This is a genomic window from Stutzerimonas sp. NM35 (assembly GCF_054604355.1).
Map to the genome: position 1 here is coordinate 3380151 of NZ_CM137728.1, position 23614 is coordinate 3403764.

Below are 23614 nucleotides of genomic sequence, written 5' to 3' on the forward strand. Positions count from 1 at the left end.
CTTTGCGTGTCGATGATATTATTTTGACATACCCAGCAAGGAAATCCGACAAACTGCCGTGTCACCCGGTCAAGCCAGCCAGTTCCTGACCGATAACAGAGCTGCCCAGCATCACTTTCATACCGCAGGTACCCTCTTGACCGACCGTGTTTTAGAACCACTCTCGGCATCGCTAGGCGCTGGAGACCTGTTGCTGGGCACGATGACCTTCGCCGCAGGCGCCATTCATTGGGTGCAAATCGGGCAATCCTATGACGCCATGCGCCTCTTGCGCCAGACCCTGACCAGCATGAGCCAGGCACGTGCGGTTTTACTCAGTACCAGCCCCTGCCAACAAGAGTTCCTGAACGATCTACCGGCCGACCAGGGGCCTCGCGAACTGGCCTTCCTGACCGTGACACCTTCCCGCATGAGGGCAATGCTGCGGGTGCTGCCCTCGGAGCTGGATCGTGCCACCCGAGTGGAGCATCGCATCATCCTCCTCGCCCTGCCCAGCGAGGCTTTCAGCGATATCCCCCTGAATCGCTGGGTAGAAACCGTCGGAAAATGGTTGACCCGGCGCAGCGCCACGCTAGTGATCCTCTGCGAAGGTGAACCAACTGGTTTTTCCGCCCAGCTGTACGAGCGAACGCCTGGCCTTTCGGGCTTCGCCCAACTCTATCGTGACCGGGCGGCGCCCCGGCTTCTCGTGCACTACTGGCACAGTCAGACAGCGCCTGGGGGATCCAGGGAAGTCCTGCTCACCGAGCAAGCCGATGGTTTTCGAACCCTTCAGCTGCTGGCCAACTCCATACAGGACCACGAAGCAGCGCAGGATCGCCACCAGGTCCATGCCGAACGAACCGCTCTTGCCGGCATCAGGCATGAGCCTTTCGGTTGGCAGGTGTATCCCGACCGTTCTGAGCTGTTGCATCACGCTGCCACAGCCTGTTACGCCACTATTATCCTGGGCGTCAGCCGCAGCGACGAAGTCGATGAGCTTGCAGTGCTCCTCGATCGGCTGCGCCGTAGCTGTGGCAACAAGCTGAAGCTAGTTGTCCGAGAGGTCGCTCCCTGCCTGCGCTACCGCGACGATCAACTGCTGATAGCCGCTGGTGCCTCGCTGATCATGCCTTTCGGCACTCCCCTCGCCCGGTCACTCACGCTCATCGACAGCATCCAAGGCCACACCTGGCAACGTCAAAGTCCGACCGATATCGCTGACAGTCTCAACCGCTCGAAACCTCTTCCGCTGCGCGGACAACTGACGCCCCGCGCCTTCGCCGAATCGGTGCGGCACATGTGGGCCGCCAAACAACACGGCGAGCTGGACCACACGCTATTGCGCATTCGGGTGTTGCCCGGCCTCAGTGTCGAAAGCCTGCTTGGCGAATCCCGCTTCCGCCGTCAGGGCGACATCCTCTGCCTGACTTCGGACGGACTGTACCTGTTCCTGTTCGCCTGTCGCGGCGAAACCGTGGAAGCCGCTCTGGACAACATCTTTCCGGTGAGCTGGCAGGAGCTGTTCATCAGTTTCGAGCGACTCGACGACCTGGATGCACTTGCCAGCCCGCTATTTCTCGAAGAGCGCCAGCCAGCCCTATCCCTGGCGGAGACACCCGGGCCCGACCCTCTGACCAGGACGCTCGCACCTCGGTCCGTGCGGCTCGAACTGGCCGAGGAGCCACTTTCATGACCAGTTCCTGGCTATTCCAACTGGCACTGCTCTTTATCGGCCTGGGCACGCTGCTCGGCTTGCTGCTCGCAACCTACTGGCGACCAGTGCTCAGAATGCTTGATCGGCTGCTACCACCCCGTCATCTCCGGCGCGCGGGTGTTCGTTACCGGTCGCAAGAGCCGGAGCGGGAGGACCGGTAATGAATGTCGCGCTGGCACCCTCGCTGCATACAGGCCGCATGAGCAACTGGCCGGGCCTGGGCCACTGGAATCTGTACTTCATCGCCAAGTTCGTGCTGCTGGCGCTCGGGCTCGTGCAGATCCAGCCCTTGCCGAACCTGGTGCTGGTGGCCCTGCTCTGCATACCGCTACTCGGAAAATGGCTACGCGTTTCCAGGCAGATGATCGCCGTGCCGGCAGCCATCGCATTGCTGTATCGCGAAACCTGGCTGCCTCCGTTCCAGCGCCTGTTGGCGCAACCGGGCATCCTCGATTTCACCCCGGCATACCTCCTGGAATTGGCCGGACGCTTCGTCGACTGGCAGGCGATCGCCATCCTCGTCCTGCTGCTGATCGGCTACAGCTACCTGTCGCAGTGGCTGCGGTTGACCAGCTTCAGCCTGCTCGGCCTGGTCTGGCTTTGGCTGCCCAGCGTCACCCCGGCCCTCGGCACGGCAGCCAAACCCGTAGAGGTCGCCATCGCCGCCAGCGTACCGGTCGAGCGAACCAGCACCGAGGTGAACACCGCGACACTCGATACCTGGCTACAGCGTTTCTTCGAGAGCGAAGCCGGTCGCCAGACCTTGTTTCCCCCTCGAAACGAAGACGCGGCCGCATTCGATGTGCTGGTGGTAAACGTCTGCTCCCTGGCCTGGGAGGATCTGGATGCCGTAGGCCTCAAAGACAACGCGCTGTTCGGTCGGATGGACGTGATCTTCGACCGGTTCAATTCGGCCACCTCCTACAGCGGGCCGGCAGCGATTCGCCTGCTGCGGGCGAGCTGTGGACAGCCGCGTCACCAGGCGCTCTATCAGCCGGCTCCAGAGCAGTGCCTGCTATTCCAGAATCTGGCCAATCTCGGCTTTCACGCCGAGACCCTGCTCAATCACAACGGACGCTTCGACGGCTTCACGGACGACGTGACAGCCCAGGGCCTGCCGCAGCCCGCGTTGCCGAGCCAAGGCTTCCCGCGCGCCATGGCCGGCTTCGACGGCTCGCCCATCGCCCGCGATCTGGACGTGCTGCGAGGTTGGTGGAAACACCGACAGTCGCTCACCGAATCTCATGTAGGGCTGTTCTACAACAGCATCAGCCTGCACGACGGCAATCGCATTCTTGGGCCTGACGGCAAGGCACAGTCGGCGGACTACAAGCTCCGCGCACAGCGCCTGCTGGACGATCTGGACAGCTTCATCGATGAACTGGAGGGCAGCGGTCGTCGTGTTGCACTGCTCATCGTACCGGAGCACGGTGCCGCCCTGCATGGCGACAGGATGCAGATATCCGGAATGCGAGAGATTCCCCGTGCCTCGATCACTCAGGTGCCGGTGGGCCTGAAGCTGATCGGCATGGGCCCTACGCACGACAACATGCCGCTGCATGTCTCGCAGCCGTCGAGTTTCCTGGCCCTGTCGGAGCTGGTGTCACGCCTCTATGCCGCGCAAGGCACGCAAAGCGCGCCGGATGTGGCAACGCTGGTCGCCGGACTGCCGATAACCGAACAGGTATCAGAGACCGCAGGGGCACAGGTCATCGAGTACGACGGCAAGCCCTACGTTCGCGTCAACGGGCAGGCCGTGTGGCTGCCCTATCCGAATCGTTTCGAGTGAGCCTTCATGTCCCGCTATCCCCTGCCACCACTCGATGATGTCTCAGCCCTTCGGCAGCATCTGCATATGCCGCACCTGAGGTATCTGGATGTCTCGGCCACGAACGCACTGGGCCAGGCGCTGCAACGCTGGCCGCTGCTGGCAGAGACGGAAAGCACCCACGCACTGGATGCCGCGTTGCGCACGCCATCCCTCGACCGTGAGGATACGGTCGCCCAGGCTCAGCGGGCATGAACCGTATTGCATTGCGAGGGCTGTGCGGAGGCGTCGGCACGACTGCAGTGCTGTGCAGTCTTGCCCTGGCCTTGCACGAACAGGGGGAACGGGTACTGCTGATCGACTGCAGCCCTGATGACCTCGCTCGTTTGCATTTCGGCGACGATCTGGCCAACGAATCAGGATGGGCCCGTGCTCAGCTCGACGGCACGTTCTGGAACGACGCACTGCAAGTGCAGCCAGGTCTCCACGTGTTGCCTTACGGTCGTCTCGCACCAGCGGAAACGCGCCAGATCACACAGCTGCTGGAACAGCAGCCGGCCTATTGGCATGCGCGTTTTGAACAGCTCCAGCCGTTCCATGACTGGGTGCTGTTCGATTTGCCGCCCCGAAGTACCAATCCGCCTCTTGCAGAGGTCGAAGACGGTCGTGCCGATCTGCTGATCGACCTGATCACGCCTGCACCAGGCTGCCACGCACTGTTGCACAGGCACTTCGATAGGCAGGCGAACCTGCTGCTGATCAACCGCTTCAATCCGGCCAGTCAGTTGCAGCGTGATCTGGTGCTCCTGTGGCGCACGGCATACAGCCCAAACCAGGCGCCGCAGATCATCCACGAGGACGAGGCCGTCGCCGAAGCCCTGGCACACAAACTGCCCGTGGGGCTTTACGCCCCGAAAAGTCAGGCGGCCAGCGACCTTCGCAACCTGGCGTTATGGTGCCTTGCACGCAAGGCAGGGCGTGGACATGCGTAGTCTGTTCGCCTACTACCACCATCTTCGTTTCACGCGCGGCGCGGGTCGCCTTGCGTCTATTCAATGGACGCTGGGTTACCTGCTGGCGGCCCTGCTGCTGCGCCTGGAAAGCCCGGCCTGGCAGGCCGTGCTCAGCGAAAGGCAGCGCTTGTATCCGCACCTTGCCGGGAAGGCGCCTTCCGCTGGCGACCCGTTGCGTCTGCTGCTGCAGACGTTCTGGCTGCTGCTGGTACGCCCGGCCCGCCCGCGCGAAGCGGTGAGCAGGCGCCTGACGTTCCGAAAGCTGCGCTGGCCCAGCCTGCTTCGAGAGGCGCTACGCCACGGCAGACGGCTGGCAAGGCCCCTGACGCCAAGACCGGCCCTCTGGTCGAAGCCAGGCGAGCTGACGAATCGCATGCTCGACACGCTTTCACCGCTATGCAGACGTGCACTTCAGGTCACCGTGGCGGCTATCGCCATGCTGCTCGCACTGCTGTGCGTGACCGAACCGTTCAGCTACGGTGCCCAGGTGGTGTTCGTGCTCCTGCTCTGGGGGCTGGCCCTGATCGTGCGGCGCGTGCCCGGACGTTTTGCCGTCCTCATGCTGATCGTGCTGTCGACGATCATTTCCTGCCGTTACCTCTGGTGGCGCTACAGCGCCACACTGAAATGGGACTCGCCTTTCGATCTCACCTGCGGGGTCATCCTGCTGGTCGCAGAAACCTATTCCTGGCTCGTTCTGATACTCGGCTACGTACAGACCTGCTGGCCGCTGAACCGCCAGCCGGCTCCCCTGCCCGAGTCGCCACAGCAATGGCCCAGCGTCGATTTGCTCATCCCGACCTACAACGAGGATCTTTCGGTCGTCCGCACCACCGTACTCGCCGCACTGGGGCTGGACTGGCCATCGGATCGGCTGCGCATTCACCTGTGCGATGACGGTCGCCGCGAAGAATTCAGGCAGTTCGCCGATGAGGTGGGTGTCGGCTACATCACCCGTCCGGACAACCTCCATGCCAAGGCCGGCAACCTCAATCACGCCCTTTCGGTGACTTCGGGTGAACTGATTGCCATCTTCGATTGCGATCACATCCCGGTACGGTCGTTTCTCCAGGTCACAGCGGGCTGGTTCGTGCGCGATGAGAAGATGGCCCTCGTACAGACGCCTCATCATTTCTTTTCGCCAGACCCGTTCGAGCGAAACCTTGGCTCGTTCCGCCACAAGCCCAACGAAGGAGAGCTGTTCTACGGCCTGGTGCAGAACGGCAACGACATGTGGAATGCGGCGTTCTTCTGCGGCTCATGCGCGATTCTGCGCCGATCGGCCATCGAGAGTATCGGTGGCTTTGCGGTAGAGACGGTCACCGAGGATGCGCATACCGCACTGCGTCTGCATCGCGCCGGCTGGGACTCTGCCTATCTCGGCACTCCGCAAGCCGCCGGCCTGGCAACCGAAAGCCTGTCCGCGCACATCGGCCAGCGCATCCGCTGGGCGCGCGGCATGGCGCAGATCTTCCGTACCGACAACCCACTGCTGGGCAGGGGACTGACGATCTTTCAGCGCCTGTGCTACGCCAACGCGATGCTGCACTTCCTCGTCGGCCTGCCGCGGCTGATCTACCTGACCGCCCCGCTGGCCTTTCTTCTGCTGCACGCATACATCATCTATGCACCGGCGCTGCTGATCGTCCTGTACGTGCTGCCGCACATGATCCATGCCAGCCTGACCAACGCCCGGCTGCAGGGCAAGCACCGGCACTCGTTCTGGGGCGAGGTCTACGAGACGGTTCTGGCGTGGTATATCGCCCGCCCGACCACGGTGGCCCTGTTCAACCCCGGCAAAGGCAAATTCAACGTCACCGCCAAGGGCGGCCTGATGGACGAAAACCAGTTCGACTGGCACATCGCCCGGCCCTATCTGCTGCTGGCGATTCTCAATATCCTCGGGCTGGGCTTCGCCGCCTGGCGGATTATCTACGGCCCTGCTGCAGAGATCGCCACGGTGCTCGTCAGCACGGTCTGGGTCCTCTACAACCTGCTGATCATCGGTACCGCGGTAGCCGTGGCGGCGGAAGTACGGCAGGTACGCCGTTCGCACCGGGTACTGGCGAAGCTCCCCGCCTCGATCCGCCTTCCCGGCGGTCACGTTCACCCCTGCATATTGAGCGACTTTTCCGACTGTGGCGCAGGGCTCGAACTGTCGATGCCGCTGCGTGTTTCACCGAACGATCAGTTGCAGTTGCTGCTACGCAGGGGAGAACGCGAATTCGCCTTTCCCGCACAGGTAACGCGACTGTCCGGCATGCACCTCGGCCTTCGCCTCGACGGTCTGGACCTGACCCAGCAAGTCGACTTCGTGCAATGCACCTTCGCCCGTGCGGATGTCTGGCTGAATCGTCACGACCAGTTCGAGGCCGACCGTCCGCTGCACAGTTTCATCGAGGTGCTGCGCCTGGGTGGCCGCGGTTATTACCGGCTGTTCGAATACCTTCCCGCCGGCCTCGACAAACCACTCCGCCCCCTTTTCCGGCTAGCTGCGTGGCTGATCAGCTTCTGCCCGCGCACCCCGGCCCCTCGTCCCCTGGAGAACAGAACATGAAGCTTCGATTGGCACCCTTGCTGATGCTGTGCTCGATGCTCCTCGCGCCAGGCCAGACCATGTCCGCACCAGAAGAGGTAGCAGACCTGACAGTCGCCGTGCCGCCACCGTCCTGGGAAACCAGCCGGAGCTTTTCCGACCTGGGGCGCCCCCAGGACCAGCTGTTGCTCGGTATCCGCAACGCCGAGCAGGTGGAATTCCAGTTGCGCCGCGACCGGATAGCCACCGATGCGCGCCTCCTGCTCGATTACACCCCTTCGCCGGCATTGCTGCCGGTACTGTCACATCTGCGTATCTATCTGAACGATGAGCTGATGCGCACCCTGTCCATAACCGAGGATCAGCTCGGCCAACGGGTACGTCAGACTGTCAGCCTGGACCCTCTTCTGCTCGGCGATTTCAACCGCGTCAGGGTCGAATTCGTCGGTCACTACACCGATATCTGCGAGGACCCGGCGCATAGCGGGCTCTGGCTCAATCTCGGTCGCCAGAGCCGTATCGTGCTGCAGGAGCAGGCGCTGGACATCGCCAGCGACCTTGCCTGGTTTCCACTGCCCTTCTTCGACCAGCGCGATAGCAGCCCGCTGCGCCTGCCGATCCTCTTCGCCGATGCTCCACCACCCGACACGCTGCGTGCAGCAGGCATCCTGGCCTCGTACTTCGGCGCACGCGCCGCCTGGCGGGGCGCCAGCTTCCCCGTGCACTACGGCGAGTTGCCCGAGGCCATCGAACGCCCGCAGCCTGCCGTCGTGTTCGCCACCAATGACCATCGTCCTCCACTGCTGCGCGAGCACCCGGCAGTGAACGGCCCGGTCGTCGAGCTGATCGACCATCCTGCCGACCGCTATACCAAGCTGCTGCTGGTCATGGGCCGGAACGAGGCCGATCTCGTCCAGGCAGCATCGGCACTGGCCCTCGACCAGGGGCAGCTGCGTGGCAGGCGGGTGACGATCGAGCAGGTCGAGGCCGCGCCGCGCCAGCCCTACGACGCACCGAACTGGATTCGCACCGATCGACCGGTGCTGTTCTCCGAGCTGATCGAGTACCCACAGCAGCTTCAGGCGAGCGGCCTGCAGCCCTATCCGATCTCCCTGGATATCAACCTGCCGCCGGACCTGTTCGTCTGGCGCAACCAGGGCATTCCGCTGGCGACGCGCTATCGCTATACACCCCCTGCAGCGCCCGATGAGTCGCGCTTGAACGTGACGGTCAACGACCAGTACATCAGCAGCATCGCGTTGAAGGCCAGCGACAGCCGCAGCAACGTGGAGAAGCTGCGGCTGTCGGTGCTCTCCTCGGATACCTCGACCGAGAGCGAAGAACTGCTGGTGCCGGCGCTGAAGATGGGGATGCGCAACAAGGTCCGCTTCGAGTTCAACTTCGCCAGCAAGCTCGGCAATGCCCAACGCGATCATTGCCAGACCTATCTGCCGACCAACGTCCAGGCGGCGATCGACGAAAGCTCATCCATCGATCTGTCCGGCTACCACCACTACATGGCCATGCCGGATCTGAAAGCCTTCGTGCGCAGCGGTTTCCCGTTCAGCCGCATGGCCGACCTTTCCGAGACCCTTGTACTGGTACCGGAGCGAGCGAGTGCATCCGAAGCCGGCACCTTGCTCGATACGCTCGGCCTGATCGGTGCCCAGGTTGGCTACCCGGCACTGGGCGTGCGGGTAACCGACGACTGGAGCGATGCCCGCGCCGCAGACGCCGACCTGCTGCTGATCGGCCCGCTGCCCGACTCGCTACGCGCCGCCAAGGATCTGCCCATCCTGCTCGAAGCCCCACGCAGCTGGCTCACGCAAGAAGCGCCACGTCGCGGCGACAGCAGCGGCACGACGTCCCTTGCAATGCGCGCCAACGCTCCGCTGGCCGCCGTGCTCGGTCTGCAGTCTCCGTTCCATGAACAGCGCAGCCTTGTCGCGCTGTTGGCCAATACTCACGACGATTACCACCTGCTGCGTGAGGCACTGGGTGACGTCGGCAAGCAACAGGCTTTCGCAGGTTCCGTGGCGCTCATCCGTGACAGCGGGGTCAGCAGTCACGCCGTCGGCGAGCCCTACTATGTCGGCGCCCTGCCCTGGTGGCTCCTGCTCTGGTTCCACCTGTCCGAGCATCCGGTGCTGCTGGCCTTTCTCGCCACGCTAAGCATCGTGCTGCTGGCCCTCGTCCTGTGGCGCACGCTGCGCTGGGCTGCCGCCCGACGCCTCTCGGACGGACAGTGAAGCCCTCACGATGAACAGACTGCCCATGCTGTTGCTGCTGCTCTCGTCGGTCTGCTGGGGACAGACCGACGGCCCTCGCGATGGCACGCAACAAGTGGCCTGGCTGCTCGCACAGGCCCGAGCCGGCGAAGCACTCAACCGCGATGATCTGATCGACGATGCCCTGACCCGTCTGCGCCTGGTCGCCCCCGAACACCCTCGCACACTGCTGGCCGAGATGCGTCTTGCGCTACGCCAGCAGGACTTCGTTCGTGTCCGGAGCCTGCATGACAGGTTCCGGTCGGCCAAGCATGACAGCGCATTGGACGTCGAAAAGCAGGCCCGCCTGCTGCTGGTGCTGGCGAACGAACAGACCCAGCAGAGCCTGCAGCAGGCTCGACTGGCCGCCATGGCGGGTCGCCCCGAAGAAGCCTATGCCGGGATGACAGCCATCTTTGGCGACGCACCCCCGACGCTGGAGCTGGCCGTGGAGTACTGGCGTCTGCGCAGTGCCCGTCCGGGGCAGCAAGCGCAGGCCATCACCGCGCTGCGCGAACTGGACGCGCATTACCCCGGAAATCCCCCGGTACGCCAGCTGCTCGCCAACCTGCTGTTCGATGCCGGACAGGATGAAGCCGCACTGGCGCTATTGGCCGTGCTCGGACGCAACCCTACGGCAACGGACGCGGCCGCTCAGCGTGAGTTCGAGTATCTCGCCGCGCAACCGATCAGCGACAGGACGCTCGCAGGCTGGCAGAGCTTTCTTAATCGCTATGCCGGCGGTCGTTTCGCAGACGAAGCCCGACAACACCTCGAACGTGGCCGCACACTCATCGCCGACCCTTTCTGGCGGGCCGGCCAGCGCGGCCTGGAACTCGTTTCGCGCGGTGATGACGAGGCGGCGGAGGTTCAACTGAGGCAGGCCCTCAGGCGCCATCCCCAGGAGCCGGAATTTCTCGGCGGCCTGGGCCGAGCCCTGATGCGACCCGGCCACCGACCGCAAGCCATCCGGTATTTCGAGCGAGCCAAGGCCAACGAGGACGACATCGACAATCTGACCAAGTGGAACGACCTGATCGAGGCGACACGCTACTGGCTGACACTGGAGCAGGCCGACCTGGCCCTTGGGCAGAACGATCACGCCAAGGCCAAGACGCTCTATACCGCTGCCTTGCGTAGACGCCCGGACAGCCTGTTCGCGCGCGCCGGCCTGGCCCGCGTCGCCGAAGACGAGGGCCGGCTCGAACAGGCCGAGCAGGATTACCTGAGTATCCTGGCACTCGAACGCGACAACGGCAGCGCCATACGCGGGCTGGTCAGGATCTACCAGGCCCAGTCGACGGACCGGGCCCTGGCGTTCATCGAGTCACTCGCGCCAGCGCAGCGCCGGGCATTCGCCTCCCTGCGCAACGACCTGCTGCTTGAGCGCTACAAGAGCATCGCCGATCGCGCTCTGCAGGCTCAGGATGCAGCCATCGCCAGCGAAGCCCTGAAACAGGCCAGAACACTGGCGCCGGACGATCCCTGGCTCGCCTATCGACTGGCCAACGTGCTGCACGAACAGGGTCGGACAGGTCAGGCCGACGCGGTCTTCGCCGACCTCCTTCGGCGCCAGGCCGATGACCCGACGTCCCGCTATGCCCACGGTCTGTATCTGGCCGCCGCAGAAAGGGACGTCGCCGCGCTGGCGACGCTGCGTGCCGTTCCAGAGTCGCAATGGAGCGAGGACATGCAGGCGCTCGCCACCCGCGTACAGCGGCGCCAGTTGCTGGCGCGTGCCGAAAAGCTGCGCGAAACAGGTCGCGAGCATGCTGCCATCGAGATTATCGAAACGGCGCTACGCGACAGTGGCGGCCCGCCGGAAGATTTCGTCATGCTGGCCAACTGGGCCGAGGCGCGGGGGGAGATCGGCAAGGCGCTCGACTACCTGCAGCAGGCATTGGCAATCGATGGGACACATGCCGGGGCGCGCCTGTCCAGAATCGAAGCGCTCGTGACTGCAGGGCGTATCCCGGAAGCCCGCAAGGCTCTTGAGCGGATGCCGCCCGATCTGGTCCCGGAAGACTTCAACGGCCAGCGCCGACTGGCAAACAGCTGGGCAACTGTCGGCGAAACCGAAAAGGCCCGCACGCTGCTAACGGAACTCGAACGGCAACAGCGCGCTCCCGATCCTCTGCTGCGTCGCGACACCGCCCGCCTTCTGCGCGCCATGAATCCACGGCAGGCCATCGGGCTCTACCGGCAGGCCATGGTCGATGCCGAGCTGCTGGATGCGGACGCCCACAGTCCGGCAATGACGCAGGCCTCACGTGCTGATGCAGAAGACGACTGGCTTGTGCGTAGTCTGCGCAGCGACCTGGCCGATCTCTATCAGGCGCAGAACACCACCCTGACGCTGCAGCACCACTTCGGCTGGCGCAACGATGATGGCACCCCTGGCATCTCGGAACTGCAAACCAACACGACCCTCCTGCATCTGGAATGGCCTGCCGCTGGTCAGCGCCGATTCCTGCGTGCCGAACGTATCGACCTCGATGCCGGTACGCTCGATGCCGATCCCAACTTCGGCAGCTGCCGGGAAACGGCCCTCTGTGGCGGCAAAACCCAGCAGGCGGACGCCATGATGCTGGCAGGCGGCGTCCAGACAGAGCGGATGGCAGTCGACGCCGGCTTCAGTCAGGGCTTCGAGATCGACAATGTCTTTGCAGGCGTGACCGGCAGCGGCGGTCTGGGTCAGCTGGGCTGGTCGCTCACCGCATCCCGACGCCCAATGAGCAATTCGCTCCTGTCCTACGGCGGCAGCCTCGATCCCGGCACGGGGGTCCGCTGGGGCGCGGTCACCGCCAACGGCGCCAGCCTCGGCCTGAGCTGGGACGAGGGCGGCGCGCATGGTGTCTGGGTCAATCTGGGCCATCACTGGCTGCGGGGCGAGAAGGTTGCGGACAATCGCCGGCTGACCGCCATGACCGGCTATTACTACAAATGGCTCGACCGTATCGATCAGCGACTGAGGTCCGGCCTGACCTTCATCCACTTCGCCTATGAGCGCGAGCTCAGCGGCCATACGCTGGGACAGGGCGGCTACTGGAGTCCGCAGCAGTACAACTCGATTGGCCTGCCGGTGAGCTACGCCTGGCGCAATCCCGACTGGTCCGTTCTGCTTGAAGGCGGCGTCAGTTGGTCGGTATCGAGTACCGATGACAGTCGGCGCTATCCGCTCGATAGCCTGAACGGCAGATTCGCCGAGGTGATCGGCCCTCAGGCCGCGGCTGAAGAAATAGCCGGATCGAGCAGCCGTGGGGTCAGCTACCGGCTCCAGGGCATGTTCGAGCGCCGCCTGACCGACCATTTCGTGCTTGGCGGTGCCCTGAACTGGGTGTACAGCGACGATTACGCGCCGAGCAACGCATTGCTCTTCGTTCGCTACAACTTCGCCCCATGGCGAGGCGACCTGTCCTGGCCCGTCGAGCCTCTGCAGCCCTACGCCGCATTCCGCTGAGCCTTTGCTAGCCGATTCGAAACCGCCGTGCGGCGACCGCAGGTATACTGCCGCCCTTTTCTGGCCGGCCGGCCGTCATTCCGCCCGCAGGACATCACATGGACAGCATCAATTCCCGCATCGCCAACGAACTGGGCGTGCGCCCGCAACAGGTAGCCGCCGCCGTGGCGCTGCTCGACGAAGGCTCCACCGTGCCCTTCATCGCCCGTTACCGTAAGGAAGTGACCGGCAGCCTCGACGACACCCAGTTGCGCAACCTGGAAGAGCGCCTGCGCTACCTGCGCGAGCTGGATGACCGTCGCGTCTCGATCCTCGCCAGCATCGAGGAACAGGGCAAGCTGACCCCCGAACTGGCCCGCGAGATCAACCTGGCCGACACCAAGACCCGTCTCGAAGACCTTTACCTGCCGTACAAGCAGAAGCGCCGCACCAAGGGCCAGATCGCCCTGGAAGCGGGCCTCGGCGAGCTGGCCGATGCGCTGTTCAGCAATCCGGAACTGAGCCCCGAAAGCGAAGCCGAACGCTTTATCGATACCGAGAAAGGCTTCGCCGACACCAAGGCCGTGCTCGAAGGCGCCAAATACATCCTCATGGAGCGCTTCGCCGAGGATGCCGACCTGCTGGCCAAGCTGCGCGACTTCCTCAAGCACAACGCCACCCTCAGCGCCCGCGTGGTGCCGGGCAAGGAAGCCGAAGGCGCCAAGTTCAGCGACTATTTCGAGCATGACGAAGTGCTGAAGAACACCCCCTCGCACCGCGCCCTGGCGATATTCCGCGGGCGCAACGAAGGCGTGCTCAGCGTCAGCCTCAAGGTCGGCGACGAAACGCCGGGCGCCATGCATCCGGGCGAAGCGATGATCGGCGAGCGCTTCGGCATCGACAATCGCGGTCGCGCCGCCGACAAGTGGCTGGCCGAGGTGGTGCGCTGGACCTGGAAGGTCAAGCTCTACACCCATCTGGAAACCGACCTGCTCGGCGAGCTGCGCGACAAGGCCGAAGACGATGCCATCGGCGTGTTCGCCCGCAACATGCACGACCTGCTGCTCGCCGCACCCGCCGGCCCACGCGCGACCCTGGGCCTCGATCCCGGCCTGCGCACCGGCTGCAAGGTGGCGGTGGTCGATGCCACCGGCAAGCTGCTGGATACCGCCACCGTCTATCCGCACGCGCCGCGCAACGACTGGGACGGCACTCTCGCGGTACTGGCCAAGCTCTGCGCCAAGCATGGCGTGGACCTGATCGCCATCGGCAACGGCACCGCCAGCCGCGAGACCGACAAGCTGGCCGGCGAGCTGATCAAGAAGGTGCCGGGCCTGAAACTCACCAAGATCATGGTCAGCGAGGCCGGCGCCTCGGTGTATTCGGCCTCGGAGCTGGCGGCAAAGGAATTCCCCGATCTGGACGTTTCGATCCGTGGCGCGGTGTCCATCGCCCGGCGCCTGCAGGACCCGCTGGCCGAACTGGTGAAGATCGAGCCCAAGGCCATCGGCGTCGGCCAGTACCAGCATGACGTGTCGCAGTTGAAGCTGGCGCGCTCGCTGGATGCGGTGGTCGAGGACTGCGTGAACGCCGTCGGCGTCGACGTCAATACCGCCTCCGCCGCCCTGCTGGCGCGTATCTCCGGCCTCAACGGCACCCTGGCACAGAATATCGTCACCTACCGCGACGCCAACGGCGCGTTCAAGTCCCGTAGCGAGCTGAAGAAGGTGCCGCGCCTGGGTGAGAAGACCTTCGAGCAGGCCGCCGGCTTCCTCCGCGTGATGAACGGCGACAACCCGCTGGATGCCTCCGCCGTGCACCCGGAAACCTATCCGCTGGTCAAGCGCATCGCCGCCGACACCGGTCGCGACATCCGTTCGCTGATCGGCGACTCGGCCTTTCTCAAGCGCCTCGACCCCAAGCAGTTCACCGACGAGAACTTCGGCGTGGTGACCATCGGCGACATCCTCCAGGAGCTGGAAAAGCCGGGCCGCGACCCGCGCCCCGAGTTCAAGACCGCCGAATTCCAGGAAGGCGTCGAGAAACTCAGCGACCTCACACCCGGCATGGTGCTCGAAGGCGTGGTGACCAACGTGACCAACTTCGGTGCCTTCGTCGACATCGGCGTGCATCAGGATGGCCTGGTGCACATCAGCGCGCTGTCGGAAAAGTTCGTCAAAGACCCCTACGAGGTGGTCAAGGCCGGTGACATCGTCAAGGTCAAGGTCATGGAAGTGGACATCCCGCGCCAGCGCGTCGGCCTGTCCATGCGCATGAGCGACACCCCCGGCGAGAAGACCGAAGGCCCCCGTGGCGGCAAGCCGCGCGGCAACGCACCGCGCAGCGAGCGCCACGCGCCGCAGGAAAAGCCGGCCCCGGCGAACAATGCCATGGCGGCGCTGTTCGCCAATGCCAAGAACCTGAGGAAGTAGCATGAGCATTCAAGCCGAGGCGGTGGGCAACTCCAGCGCCTTCGGGCGCCTGCTCGGCCTGAAGATCCACAAGGTCGGGAACGGCGAGGCGCTACTGGGCCTGAGCATGCACGACGGCCTGCGCAACCTGCACGGCAAGCTGCACGGCGGCGCGCTGTTCTCGCTGATCGACACCGCCATGGGCCAGGCCAGCCACAGCCTCAACGGCGGCCTGCCGAACAGCGTGACCCTGGAATGCAAGGTCAACTACATCCGCCCGGTGACCGAAGGCGAACTGCAGTGCCGGGCCTGGGTGGTGCACGCCGGGCGGCGTACCCAGGTCCTCGAAGCCGAGGTTCATCAAGACGAGAAGCTGGTGGCCAAGGCACAATCGACCTTCGCCTGCCTCTGAAGGAGCAGCTACAAGCCACAGGCTAGAAGAGAAAGCCGGCGTGCTTATTCTTGACGCTGCGGCTTGAAGCTTGCCGCTCGCCACCCCATATTGGCCTCACTTTCGCGTGAAGGAATCCACAAGTTGAGCGACCTCCTCTCCCATCGCCTGGCATTGCTGGCCGAGCCCCCGAACCTTTCGCTGCTCTCGCAATGCCTGCATGGGATCGAGCGCGAATGCCTGCGCATCGACGGCCACGGCAAGCTGGCCCTGACGCCACACCCGCAGGCACTGGGCTCGGCACTGACCCACCCGAAGATCACCACCGATTATTCCGAAGCGCTGCTGGAGTTCATCACCGGCACCGAAACCGACCCGCAACAGACGCTGGCCGAACTGGATACGATCCATCGCTACACCTACAGCAAGCTGGGCGCTGAGTATCTCTGGAGCCCCTCGATGCCGGGCCAGCTACCCGAAGAGGCACAGATTCCCATCGCCGAATACGGCAGTTCCAATATCGGTCGTCTCAAGTACGTCTACCGCCAGGGCCTGGCGCTGCGCTACGGCAAGACCATGCAGTGCATCGCCGGCATCCACTACAACTTCTCGCTGCCCGAGGCGCTGTGGCCCCTGCTGCAGGCTGAAGATGGCGACGAACGCAACCGCCAGGACTACCAGTCCTCGCGCTATATCGCGCTGATCCGCAACTTCCGCCGCTACAGCTGGCTGCTGATGTACCTGTTCGGCGCTTCCCCGGCGCTGGATGCGAGCTTCATGCGCGGGCGCGGGCACCAGCTCGAACAGCTGGATGAAGACACCCTCTACCTGCCTTGGGCCACCAGCCTGCGCATGAGCGACCTGGGCTACCAGAGCAACGCCCAGGCCGGCCTGACGCCCTGCTACGACAACCTGTCCAGCTACACCGACAGCCTGCACAAGGCGGTTTCGACGCCCTACCCGGCCTACGCCGCGATGGGCACAAAGGACGCCGAGGGCAACTGGCTGCAGCTCAACACCAACGTGCTGCAGATCGAGAACGAGTACTACTCCAATATCCGCCCCAAGCGCGTCACCGAAAGCGGCGAGCGGCCACTGCAGGCGTTGCGCGCGCGTGGCATCCAGTACATCGAAGTACGCTGCCTGGACATCAACCCCTTCCTGCCGCTGGGCATCGACCTCGACGAGTCGCGCTTCCTCGATGCCTTCCTGCTGTTCTGCGCGCTGGAAGACAGCCCCTGCCTGGCCGCCGGCGAATGCGGCGCCAGCAGCGACAACTTCCTCAAGGTGGTCAACGAAGGACGCAAGCCGGGCCTCGAACTGCGCCGCTGCGGCGAGCAGGTCGGCCTGCAGGCCTGGGCGCAGGAGCTGCTGGGCGAAATCGGCCAGGTCGCCGCACTGCTGGACCAGAGCCAGGGCGGCGAACAGCATGCGCGGGCGCTTGCCGCACAGCAGGCGAAGGTCGCCGACAGCAGCCTTACCCCATCGGCGCAGGTACTCGACGCGCTGAAACGCAGCGGCGAAAGCTTCAGCCAGTTCGCCCTGCGCCAGACGCAGGCCCATGCCGAGTACTTCCGTAGCCAGCCTCTGAGCGCTACCGAGCAGGCCGCATTCGAAACCGCCGCGCAACGTTCCCACGACGAACAGGCCGCGCTGGAAGCCCAACAGGAATCGGATTTCGACCAGTTCGTCGCGGCCTATCAGGCAAGCCTGTTGGCCATCGGCATCTGAGCGCGGTAGTGCGTAGGGCCGAACTTGTTCGGCCATGGCCCACATCGGCCGAATAAATTCGGCCCTACGGCCTCCACCGCTTGGGATCGCAGCTACGCCGCTGTCACGCTTCTCGCTTTTACTTCCAGCTTCCAGCTTCAGGCTTCCAGCTGCTTTTTACAGCTTCTTCTCGAACACCTTCGACTGGCGCTGGAAGTTGTACAGCGAGGCCCGTGCCGCCGGCAGGCGTTCGACGCCGCTGGGCTCGAAACCGCGTTCGCGGAACCAGTGGGCGGTGCGGGTGGTGAGCACGAAGAGGGTTTTCAGGCCCAGCTTGCGCGCGCGCGCCTCGATACGTTCGAGCAGCTCGTCGCCGCGACCGCCATGGCGATATTCCGGGTTGACCGCCAGGCAGGCCAGTTCGCCCCAGTCCGAATCGGGAATGGGATAGAGCGCGGCGCAGGCGATGATCAGGCCGTCGCGCTCGACGATGCTGAACTGCTCCACCTCGCGCTCCAGCACGTCCCGTGAACGCCGTACCAGGATGCCCTGTTCCTCCAGTGGGGTGATCAGGTCGATCAGCCCACCCACATCCTCAATCGTTGCCTCGCGCAGCTGCTCGAACTGCTCCTGCGCCACCAGTGTGCCCGCGCCATCACGGGTGAACAGCTCGTTGAGCAGCGCGCCGTCATCGGCATAACTGACCAGGTGGCTGCGCCGCACGCCGCCACGACAGGCCTGCGCGGCAGCGTCCAGCAGTTCGGCCTGGTAATCGCTGCCCAACCGCGCCACGTGGGCGGGAATCTGCGGCGGACGCAGTTCGCGTACCAGACGACCGGCTTCGTCCAGCAAACCACGCTCGGCGCCGTAGAGCACCAGTTTGTCGGCCTGCAGATCGATGGCCGCGCGGGTAGCGACGTCTTCGCAGGCCAGGTTGAAAATTTCCCCGGTGGGCGAGTAGCCCAGTGGCGAGAGCAGCACGATGGTGCGCTCGTCCAGCAGACGGCCAATGCCCTTGCGGTCGATACGCCGCACCTCGCCGGTGTGCTGGTAATCGACCCCCTCGACCACACCGATAGGCCGTGCGGTGACGAAATTGCCGCTGGCCACGCGCAGCCGCGCGCCCTGCATGGGCGAAGCGGCCATGTCCATCGACAGCCGTGCTTCAAGGGCGATACGCATATGCCCGACCGCATCGATTACGCATTCCAGCGCGGCGGAATCAGTGATGCGCAGGCCCTGATGGACGCGCGGCTCGATGCCACGAGCAGCCAGTCGCGCCTCGATCTGCGGACGCGAGCCGAACGCCAGCACCAGGCGCACGCCGAGGCTGTGCAGCAGCACCAGGTCGTGAACGATATTGGCGAAGTTGGGGTGCTCCAGGCCATCGCCCGGCAGCATGACCACGAAGGTCCGCTCACGGTGCGAGTTGATGTAGGGCGAGGAGTCGCGAAGCCAGGTGACATAGTCGTGCATGTTGCAGAAGCCTTCAGGTGACAGCTTGAGGTCCGGTAGCCGGGTCGGGAGAGCAGGCATGGAGCAGATTCGATTGGCGAAATCTGCTCCTATCCTCGGCTGGCCGGCTGCAGGCAGTAGTGATCGATCATGGCGCGCAGCAGCCTCACGGTAGGTTCGATCCTGTCGAGATCCAGGTATTCGTCCGGCTGGTGGGCGCAGGCGATGTCACCGGGACCGAGCACCAGCGTCTCGCAGCCGAGTTGCTGAAGATAAGGCGCTTCGGTGGCGAACGCCACTGCTTCGGCCTGATGGCCGGTCAGGCGTTCGGCAAGGGTGACCAGCTCACCGCCCGCCGCCTGCTCGAAGGGCGGCACGCTGGGAAACAGCGGCGCCAGTTCGATCGTCACCTGATGCTGCTCGGCCAGCGGTTGCAGACGCTGGCGCATGGCTGCGCGCAGTTGCTCGGGGTCCATGCCGGGCAGCGGGCGCAGGTCGAACTCCAGCGCGCACTGGCCGCAGATGCGGTTGGGGTTGTCGCCGCCATGGATGCAGCCGAGGTTGAGCGTCGGCTGCGGCACGTCGAACAGCGGATTGTCGTACTCCTGCTGCCATTGCCGGCGCAGTGTCAGCAGCTCGCCCATAACCGCGTGCATGGCCTCAAGCGCGCTATGGCCGTAGGCCGGGTTGGAGGAATGGCCGCTCTGCCCCTGAATACTGATGCCTTCCATCATGATGCCCTTGTGCAGCCGCACGGGGCGCAAGCCGGTGGGCTCGCCGATCACCGCGGCACGGCCCAGCGGCCTGCCTGCCTCGGCCAGCGCGCGGGCACCGGACATGGAGCTTTCCTCGTCGCAGGTGGCAAGAATCAGCAGCGGCTGTTTGAAGGGCTGATCGAGCAGCGGCAAGACCGCTTCGATGACCAGCGCGAAGAAGCCCTTCATGTCGCAACTGCCGAGGCCATACCAACGGTCGTCGTCTTCGCGCAAGCGCAGCGGGTCGGACGTCCACATCCCGGCATCGAAGGGCACGGTGTCACTGTGCCCGGCCAGCACCAACCCACCGGGGCCACTGCCACGACTGGCCAGCAGGTTGAACTTGCCGGGCGCCACTTCCTGGGTTTCGCAGGCAAACCCGAGCTCGCCCAGCCAGGCGGCGAGCCGTTCGATCACCGGACGGTTGCTCTGGTCCCAATGCGCCTGGGTACAGCTGACCGAGGGCGCGGCAATGAGTTCGGCGAAACGCTGCTTGAGCGGGGGAAGGGCCACCAGCTACCTCCGTGATTCATCGGGCAATGCCGGCAGTGAAACACGAATCGGCCCGCAATGGAGCCTCACAAGCAAAACGCCCCGTCGACTGGACGGGGCGCTGTGGTACGGGCCTGGCCGGCTATCAGACGAAGATGGCCTGGAAAATCAGGAAGAAGACGATCGACAGGCCCGCGCCGACCGGCAGCGTGACCAGCCAGGAGGTGAAGATCTTGCCGATCACCCCCAGGTTCAGTGCGCCGATGCCACGCGCGATACCGATGCCCAGTACCGCACCGACCAGGGTATGGGTGGTGGAGATTGGCAGCCCCATGGCCGATGCGGTCACGACCGTGGTGGCCGTAGCCAGCTCGGCGGCGAAGCCGCGGCTCGGGGTCAGCTCGGTGATTTCACGACCGATGGTGGCGATCACCTTGTAGCCATAAGTGGCCAGGCCGATCACGATACCGACCGCACCCAGCAACAGTACCCAGCCCGGTACGGCGGACTTGGCGCCAATGGTCATGTCACCACCGGCCTGGATCGCGCCCACCACCGCTGCCAGCGGACCGACGGCATTGGCCACGTCGTTGGCGCCGTGGGCGAAGGCCATGGCGCAGGCAGTGAAGATCATCAGCACGGCGAAGACCTTTTCCACGCTGGCGAAATGGAATGCCCGATCGGCCTCCTCATCCACCTTGATCCGGCTCAGCAAAGCCATGCCGAGCAGCGCCACCAGCACGCCCATCGCCACCGAGAGCAGCAGGCTCTGCGAGGTGGCCAGGTCGATGCCGACATGCTTGAGGCCCTTGGTGAAGGTCATGAGCGAAACCATGAAGCCGGTCAGGAACATGTATACCGGCACGAAACGCTTGGCGTTCTGGAACGGATTGTCGGTATTGATGATCAGCGCCTGCACGCTCATGAACAGGCCGAAGGCGATCACCCCGGACATGAAAGGCGTCACCACCCAGCTGGCGACGATCGGCCCGATGGCCCCCCAATGCACCGCATCGGCCGAGATGCCCACCGCCGCGAAACCGATTACCGCGCCCACGATGGAATGGGTGGTGGAGACCGGCCAGCCCCGCAGCGAAGCGATGAACAGCCAGGTGCCGGCCGCCAGCAGCGAGGACATCATGCCCAGAATGAAGAGATCCGGCGGGATCAGCTCGGCATCGACGATGCCATTCTTGATGGTCTCAGTGACCTGTCCGCCGGCCAGATAGGCGCCGCAGAACTCGAAGACCATGGCGATCAGGATCGCCTGCTTGATGGTCAGCGCACGCGAACCCACCGAGGTGCCCATGGCATTGGCCACGTCGTTGGCACCGACGCCCCAGGCCATGAAAAAACCGAACGCGCAGGCGAGAATAAGGAGTACGAGGCCGTAATCCGTAACAAGAGACATAAAGATTTACCTGTTGAACCCAGAAAAGACGCTGGCGCTCAACGCGCCAGCAGTTGTTCCAGACGGTTACCGACACGCTCGGCGCGGTCGGCCACGTCACCGATCCATTCGATGATCTTGTAGAGGAACATGACGTCTACCGGTGGCAATTCCTTTTCCAGCTTGAACAGCGCACGGCGAACCGTGATCTGCATGCGGTCGGTTTCGCGCTCGATCTCTTCGAGCTCCTCGACCATGCTCTCCACCAGCGTGGCCTCGCGACCGCTGAAGCCGGTTTCGAGCAGCGAATCCAGTTCCTTGAGCGCCTTGAGTGCCTGGCAGCTGGCGTCGACGCTGCGCTGGACGAAGGCCAGCATCTGCGGCTGCAGCGGCACAGGAACAGTCATGCAGCGGCCCAGCATCAGGCCGGCAATGTCCTTGGCGCGGTTGGCGATCTTGTCCTGTACACTCAGCAGCTCCAGCAGATCGGAGCGCGGCACCGGCAGGAACAGGCTCTTGGGCAGGTGCTGGCGAACATTCTTCTTGAGCTTGTCAGCCTCGCTTTCCAGCTGGGCCATCTCTTTCTGGATCTGCTCGACCCGCTCCCAATCTTCTGCCGTGATCGCCTGAAACAACGGCACCAGGTTGGCGGCACATTCATGGGATTTGGCCATATGCTGCTGCATGGGGCCGATTGGCGAACGTCCGAACAGGCTGACGAATGGATTGATTGGCATAGGGAATACCCCGGCTTCAGAAGGCGGCAAGTATACGGACAGGCCATCGCGCCTGCTACCGTATGCCATCAAGCGGTAATACAAACTTGGTATAGGCACCGGTCGGCATCATGCAGAAAGAAACCGAAATCAAACTGCGCGCCAGTCGCGAAACCCTCGCGGCCTTGCGCGACCACCCGCTGCTGAAGAAACGCAACAAGAGCGGCTGGCAGCGCCACGAACTGTTCAATCAGTATTACGACACGCCCGAGCACGAATTGGCTCAGGCGAAAGTCGCGCTGCGCCTGCGCCGTGACGGCGAGCAATTCATCCAGACGCTGAAAAGTCGCGGCCAGAGCGTGGCCGGCCTGTCCGAGCGCAACGAGTGGGACTGGTACCTGGACAAGGCCAAGCTGGACCCGAAGAAACTCACCGACGATTGCTGGCCGGCGGCACTCGCCGGACTGGACAAGAAAGCCCTCAAGCCGATCTTCACCACCGATTTCGTTCGCGAAAAGGCCGAGATCGCCTGGGGTCGTGGCAAGGCCAAGGTCGTCATCGAAGCCGCGCTGGACCTGGGCAAGGTCGTGGTCGGCAAGCAGAGCGAGGAAATCTGCGAGCTGGAGCTGGAGCTGCGCCAGGGCGAGCCCGAAGCGCTGCTGGAACTGGCCGCCGAACTGGCCGCCGAACTGGCGCTGATGCCCTGCGACATCAGCAAGGCCGAGCGCGGCTATCGCCTGCACGATGCCGACAGCTATTCGCTGAGCCTGCCGACACCAACACTTGATGCCACCATGCCGCTGGACGACGCCTTCGCCGCGCTGGCCTGGCACCTGTTGGGCAACAGCCAACGGCTGGCCGAGCAGTACCGCTTCAAGGGCCACTGGAAACTGCTCGACCAGTGGCTGCAGCAACTGGTTGACCTGCGCGCCCTGCTCGGCAGCCTCGGCCAGGCCGCGCCGCGCGCCAGCAGCCGGGAACTGCGCGAACTGCTCGATGCACTGATCGACGACTGGCGTCCACGCATCGAAGCCGGTCGGGACGATGAGGTTGTCCGCCAGAGCGCACCCGGCGAATTCGCCACCGAACTGGATCAGCCACGCTGGGGCCTGTTCTCGCTGAAGGCCTCGCTCTGGCTATGGCAACGCGGCTGGACCATCGGGCGCAACACGCGCGGCGAGCGCCAGGGTGCCGCCGAACTGGGCAAGTGGCTGCCACGCCAATTGGCTGAAGAGGCGCTGGCATTGCAGCTGCTGCGCTACCAGCAACAACCGGAAGACCTCGCCGAGCAGCGCCCGCGCATGGAGCGCCTGCTGGTCTGGCTGCGCCTGGCGCGCAACGTGCTGGAAGTGCCGGAGACCGACCGCCTGTATGGCGAGCTGGTCAAGCTTTACGAACTGGCGCAGCAGCCGTTGAGCGACGAAACGCTCGATGCCCGCATCGAACAGGCCCGTACTGTGTGGACGCTCAAGGCCTGGAAGATGCTGACCAAGTAAGCTTTCAAGGCTGGAATTGTAGGGCCGGACTTGTTCGGCCTTTTACCAATCCGTAGCCGAATAAATTCGGCCCTACAGT

At 64.2% G+C, this 23614-nt stretch carries 16 protein-coding genes; 12 read left to right on the forward strand and 4 right to left on the reverse strand.

The features are described 5' to 3' along the window. The first annotated feature begins 136 nt into the window (after window positions 1–136). The 11 genes from ACYCFC_RS15625 (at window position 137) to gshA (ending at window position 17252) form a co-directional block, all read left to right on the forward strand. Window positions 137–1675, forward strand: coding sequence for a BcsE family c-di-GMP-binding protein (locus ACYCFC_RS15625; RefSeq protein WP_181082568.1), 1539 nt, complete (start codon window positions 137–139; stop codon window positions 1673–1675). Beyond that, window positions 1672–1857 carry a cellulose biosynthesis protein BcsF gene (locus ACYCFC_RS15630; protein WP_181082569.1) on the forward strand — a complete coding sequence of 62 codons (186 nt, stop codon included), beginning with the start codon at window positions 1672–1674 and terminating at the stop codon, window positions 1855–1857. The genes ACYCFC_RS15625 and ACYCFC_RS15630 overlap by 4 nt, the downstream gene beginning before the upstream one ends. Continuing rightward, on the forward strand, window positions 1857–3485 hold the full coding sequence (bcsG, locus tag ACYCFC_RS15635; RefSeq protein ID WP_459652168.1) for a cellulose biosynthesis protein BcsG: 1629 nt from the start codon (window positions 1857–1859) through the stop codon (window positions 3483–3485). The genes ACYCFC_RS15630 and bcsG overlap by 1 nt, the downstream gene beginning before the upstream one ends. 6 nt (window positions 3486–3491) lie before the next feature. Continuing rightward, window positions 3492–3719, forward strand: a complete 228-nt coding sequence (gene bcsR / locus ACYCFC_RS15640; protein ID WP_459652169.1) for a cellulose biosynthesis protein BcsR — start codon at window positions 3492–3494, stop codon at window positions 3717–3719. Then, on the forward strand, window positions 3716–4456 hold the full coding sequence (bcsQ, locus tag ACYCFC_RS15645; RefSeq protein WP_459652170.1) for a cellulose biosynthesis protein BcsQ: 741 nt from the start codon (window positions 3716–3718) through the stop codon (window positions 4454–4456). The genes bcsR and bcsQ overlap by 4 nt, the downstream gene beginning before the upstream one ends. Then, window positions 4449–7034 carry a UDP-forming cellulose synthase catalytic subunit gene (gene bcsA, locus ACYCFC_RS15650; RefSeq protein ID WP_459652171.1) on the forward strand — a complete coding sequence of 862 codons (2586 nt, stop codon included), beginning with the start codon at window positions 4449–4451 and terminating at the stop codon, window positions 7032–7034. Before bcsQ ends, bcsA begins: the two co-directional genes overlap by 8 nt. A gap of 59 nt (window positions 7035–7093) precedes the next feature. After that, window positions 7094–9262, forward strand: a complete 2169-nt coding sequence (bcsB, locus tag ACYCFC_RS15655) for a cellulose biosynthesis cyclic di-GMP-binding regulatory protein BcsB (RefSeq protein WP_459654010.1) — start codon at window positions 7094–7096, stop codon at window positions 9260–9262. A 10-nt stretch (window positions 9263–9272) separates the two neighbouring features. Continuing rightward, window positions 9273–12740 carry a cellulose synthase complex outer membrane protein BcsC gene (gene bcsC / locus ACYCFC_RS15660; RefSeq protein ID WP_459652172.1) on the forward strand — a complete coding sequence of 1156 codons (3468 nt, stop codon included), beginning with the start codon at window positions 9273–9275 and terminating at the stop codon, window positions 12738–12740. Window positions 12741–12838: 98 nt separating this feature from the next. Beyond that, window positions 12839–15151: a Tex family protein gene (locus ACYCFC_RS15665; protein WP_459652173.1), complete on the forward strand. Its 2313-nt coding sequence runs from the start codon at window positions 12839–12841 to the stop codon at window positions 15149–15151. A 1-nt stretch (window position 15152) separates the two neighbouring features. Continuing rightward, window positions 15153–15542 carry a PaaI family thioesterase gene (locus tag ACYCFC_RS15670; RefSeq protein ID WP_181082576.1) on the forward strand — a complete coding sequence of 130 codons (390 nt, stop codon included), beginning with the start codon at window positions 15153–15155 and terminating at the stop codon, window positions 15540–15542. Window positions 15543–15665: 123 nt separating this feature from the next. Further along, window positions 15666–17252, forward strand: a complete 1587-nt coding sequence (gene gshA / locus ACYCFC_RS15675) for a glutamate--cysteine ligase (RefSeq protein WP_459652174.1) — start codon at window positions 15666–15668, stop codon at window positions 17250–17252. 156 nt (window positions 17253–17408) lie between these two features. Here gshA and argA read toward each other — a convergent pair whose 3' ends face one another. The 4 genes from argA to ACYCFC_RS15695 all read right to left on the reverse strand — a co-directional run bounded on the left by argA (window position 17409) and on the right by ACYCFC_RS15695 (window position 22060). Next, window positions 17409–18707 (reverse strand): amino-acid N-acetyltransferase, encoded by a 1299-nt coding sequence (gene argA, locus ACYCFC_RS15680; protein ID WP_459654011.1) that lies wholly within the window; start codon window positions 18705–18707, stop codon window positions 17409–17411. Window positions 18708–18796: 89 nt separating this feature from the next. After that, window positions 18797–19954 carry an acetylornithine deacetylase gene (gene argE, locus ACYCFC_RS15685; protein ID WP_459652175.1) on the reverse strand — a complete coding sequence of 386 codons (1158 nt, stop codon included), beginning with the start codon at window positions 19952–19954 and terminating at the stop codon, window positions 18797–18799. Between the two features lie 124 nt (window positions 19955–20078). Beyond that, window positions 20079–21344 carry an inorganic phosphate transporter gene (locus ACYCFC_RS15690; protein WP_459652176.1) on the reverse strand — a complete coding sequence of 422 codons (1266 nt, stop codon included), beginning with the start codon at window positions 21342–21344 and terminating at the stop codon, window positions 20079–20081. A gap of 38 nt (window positions 21345–21382) precedes the next feature. Continuing rightward, the gene (locus ACYCFC_RS15695; RefSeq protein WP_181082580.1) at window positions 21383–22060 is read right to left on the reverse strand and encodes a TIGR00153 family protein; all 678 of its coding nucleotides are present in this window, start codon (window positions 22058–22060) and stop codon (window positions 21383–21385) included. Window positions 22061–22170: 110 nt separating this feature from the next. Between ACYCFC_RS15695 and ACYCFC_RS15700 the strand changes: the two genes are divergently transcribed. Then, window positions 22171–23535: a CYTH domain-containing protein gene (locus ACYCFC_RS15700; protein ID WP_459652177.1), complete on the forward strand. Its 1365-nt coding sequence runs from the start codon at window positions 22171–22173 to the stop codon at window positions 23533–23535. Window positions 23536–23614: the final 79 nt, after the last annotated feature.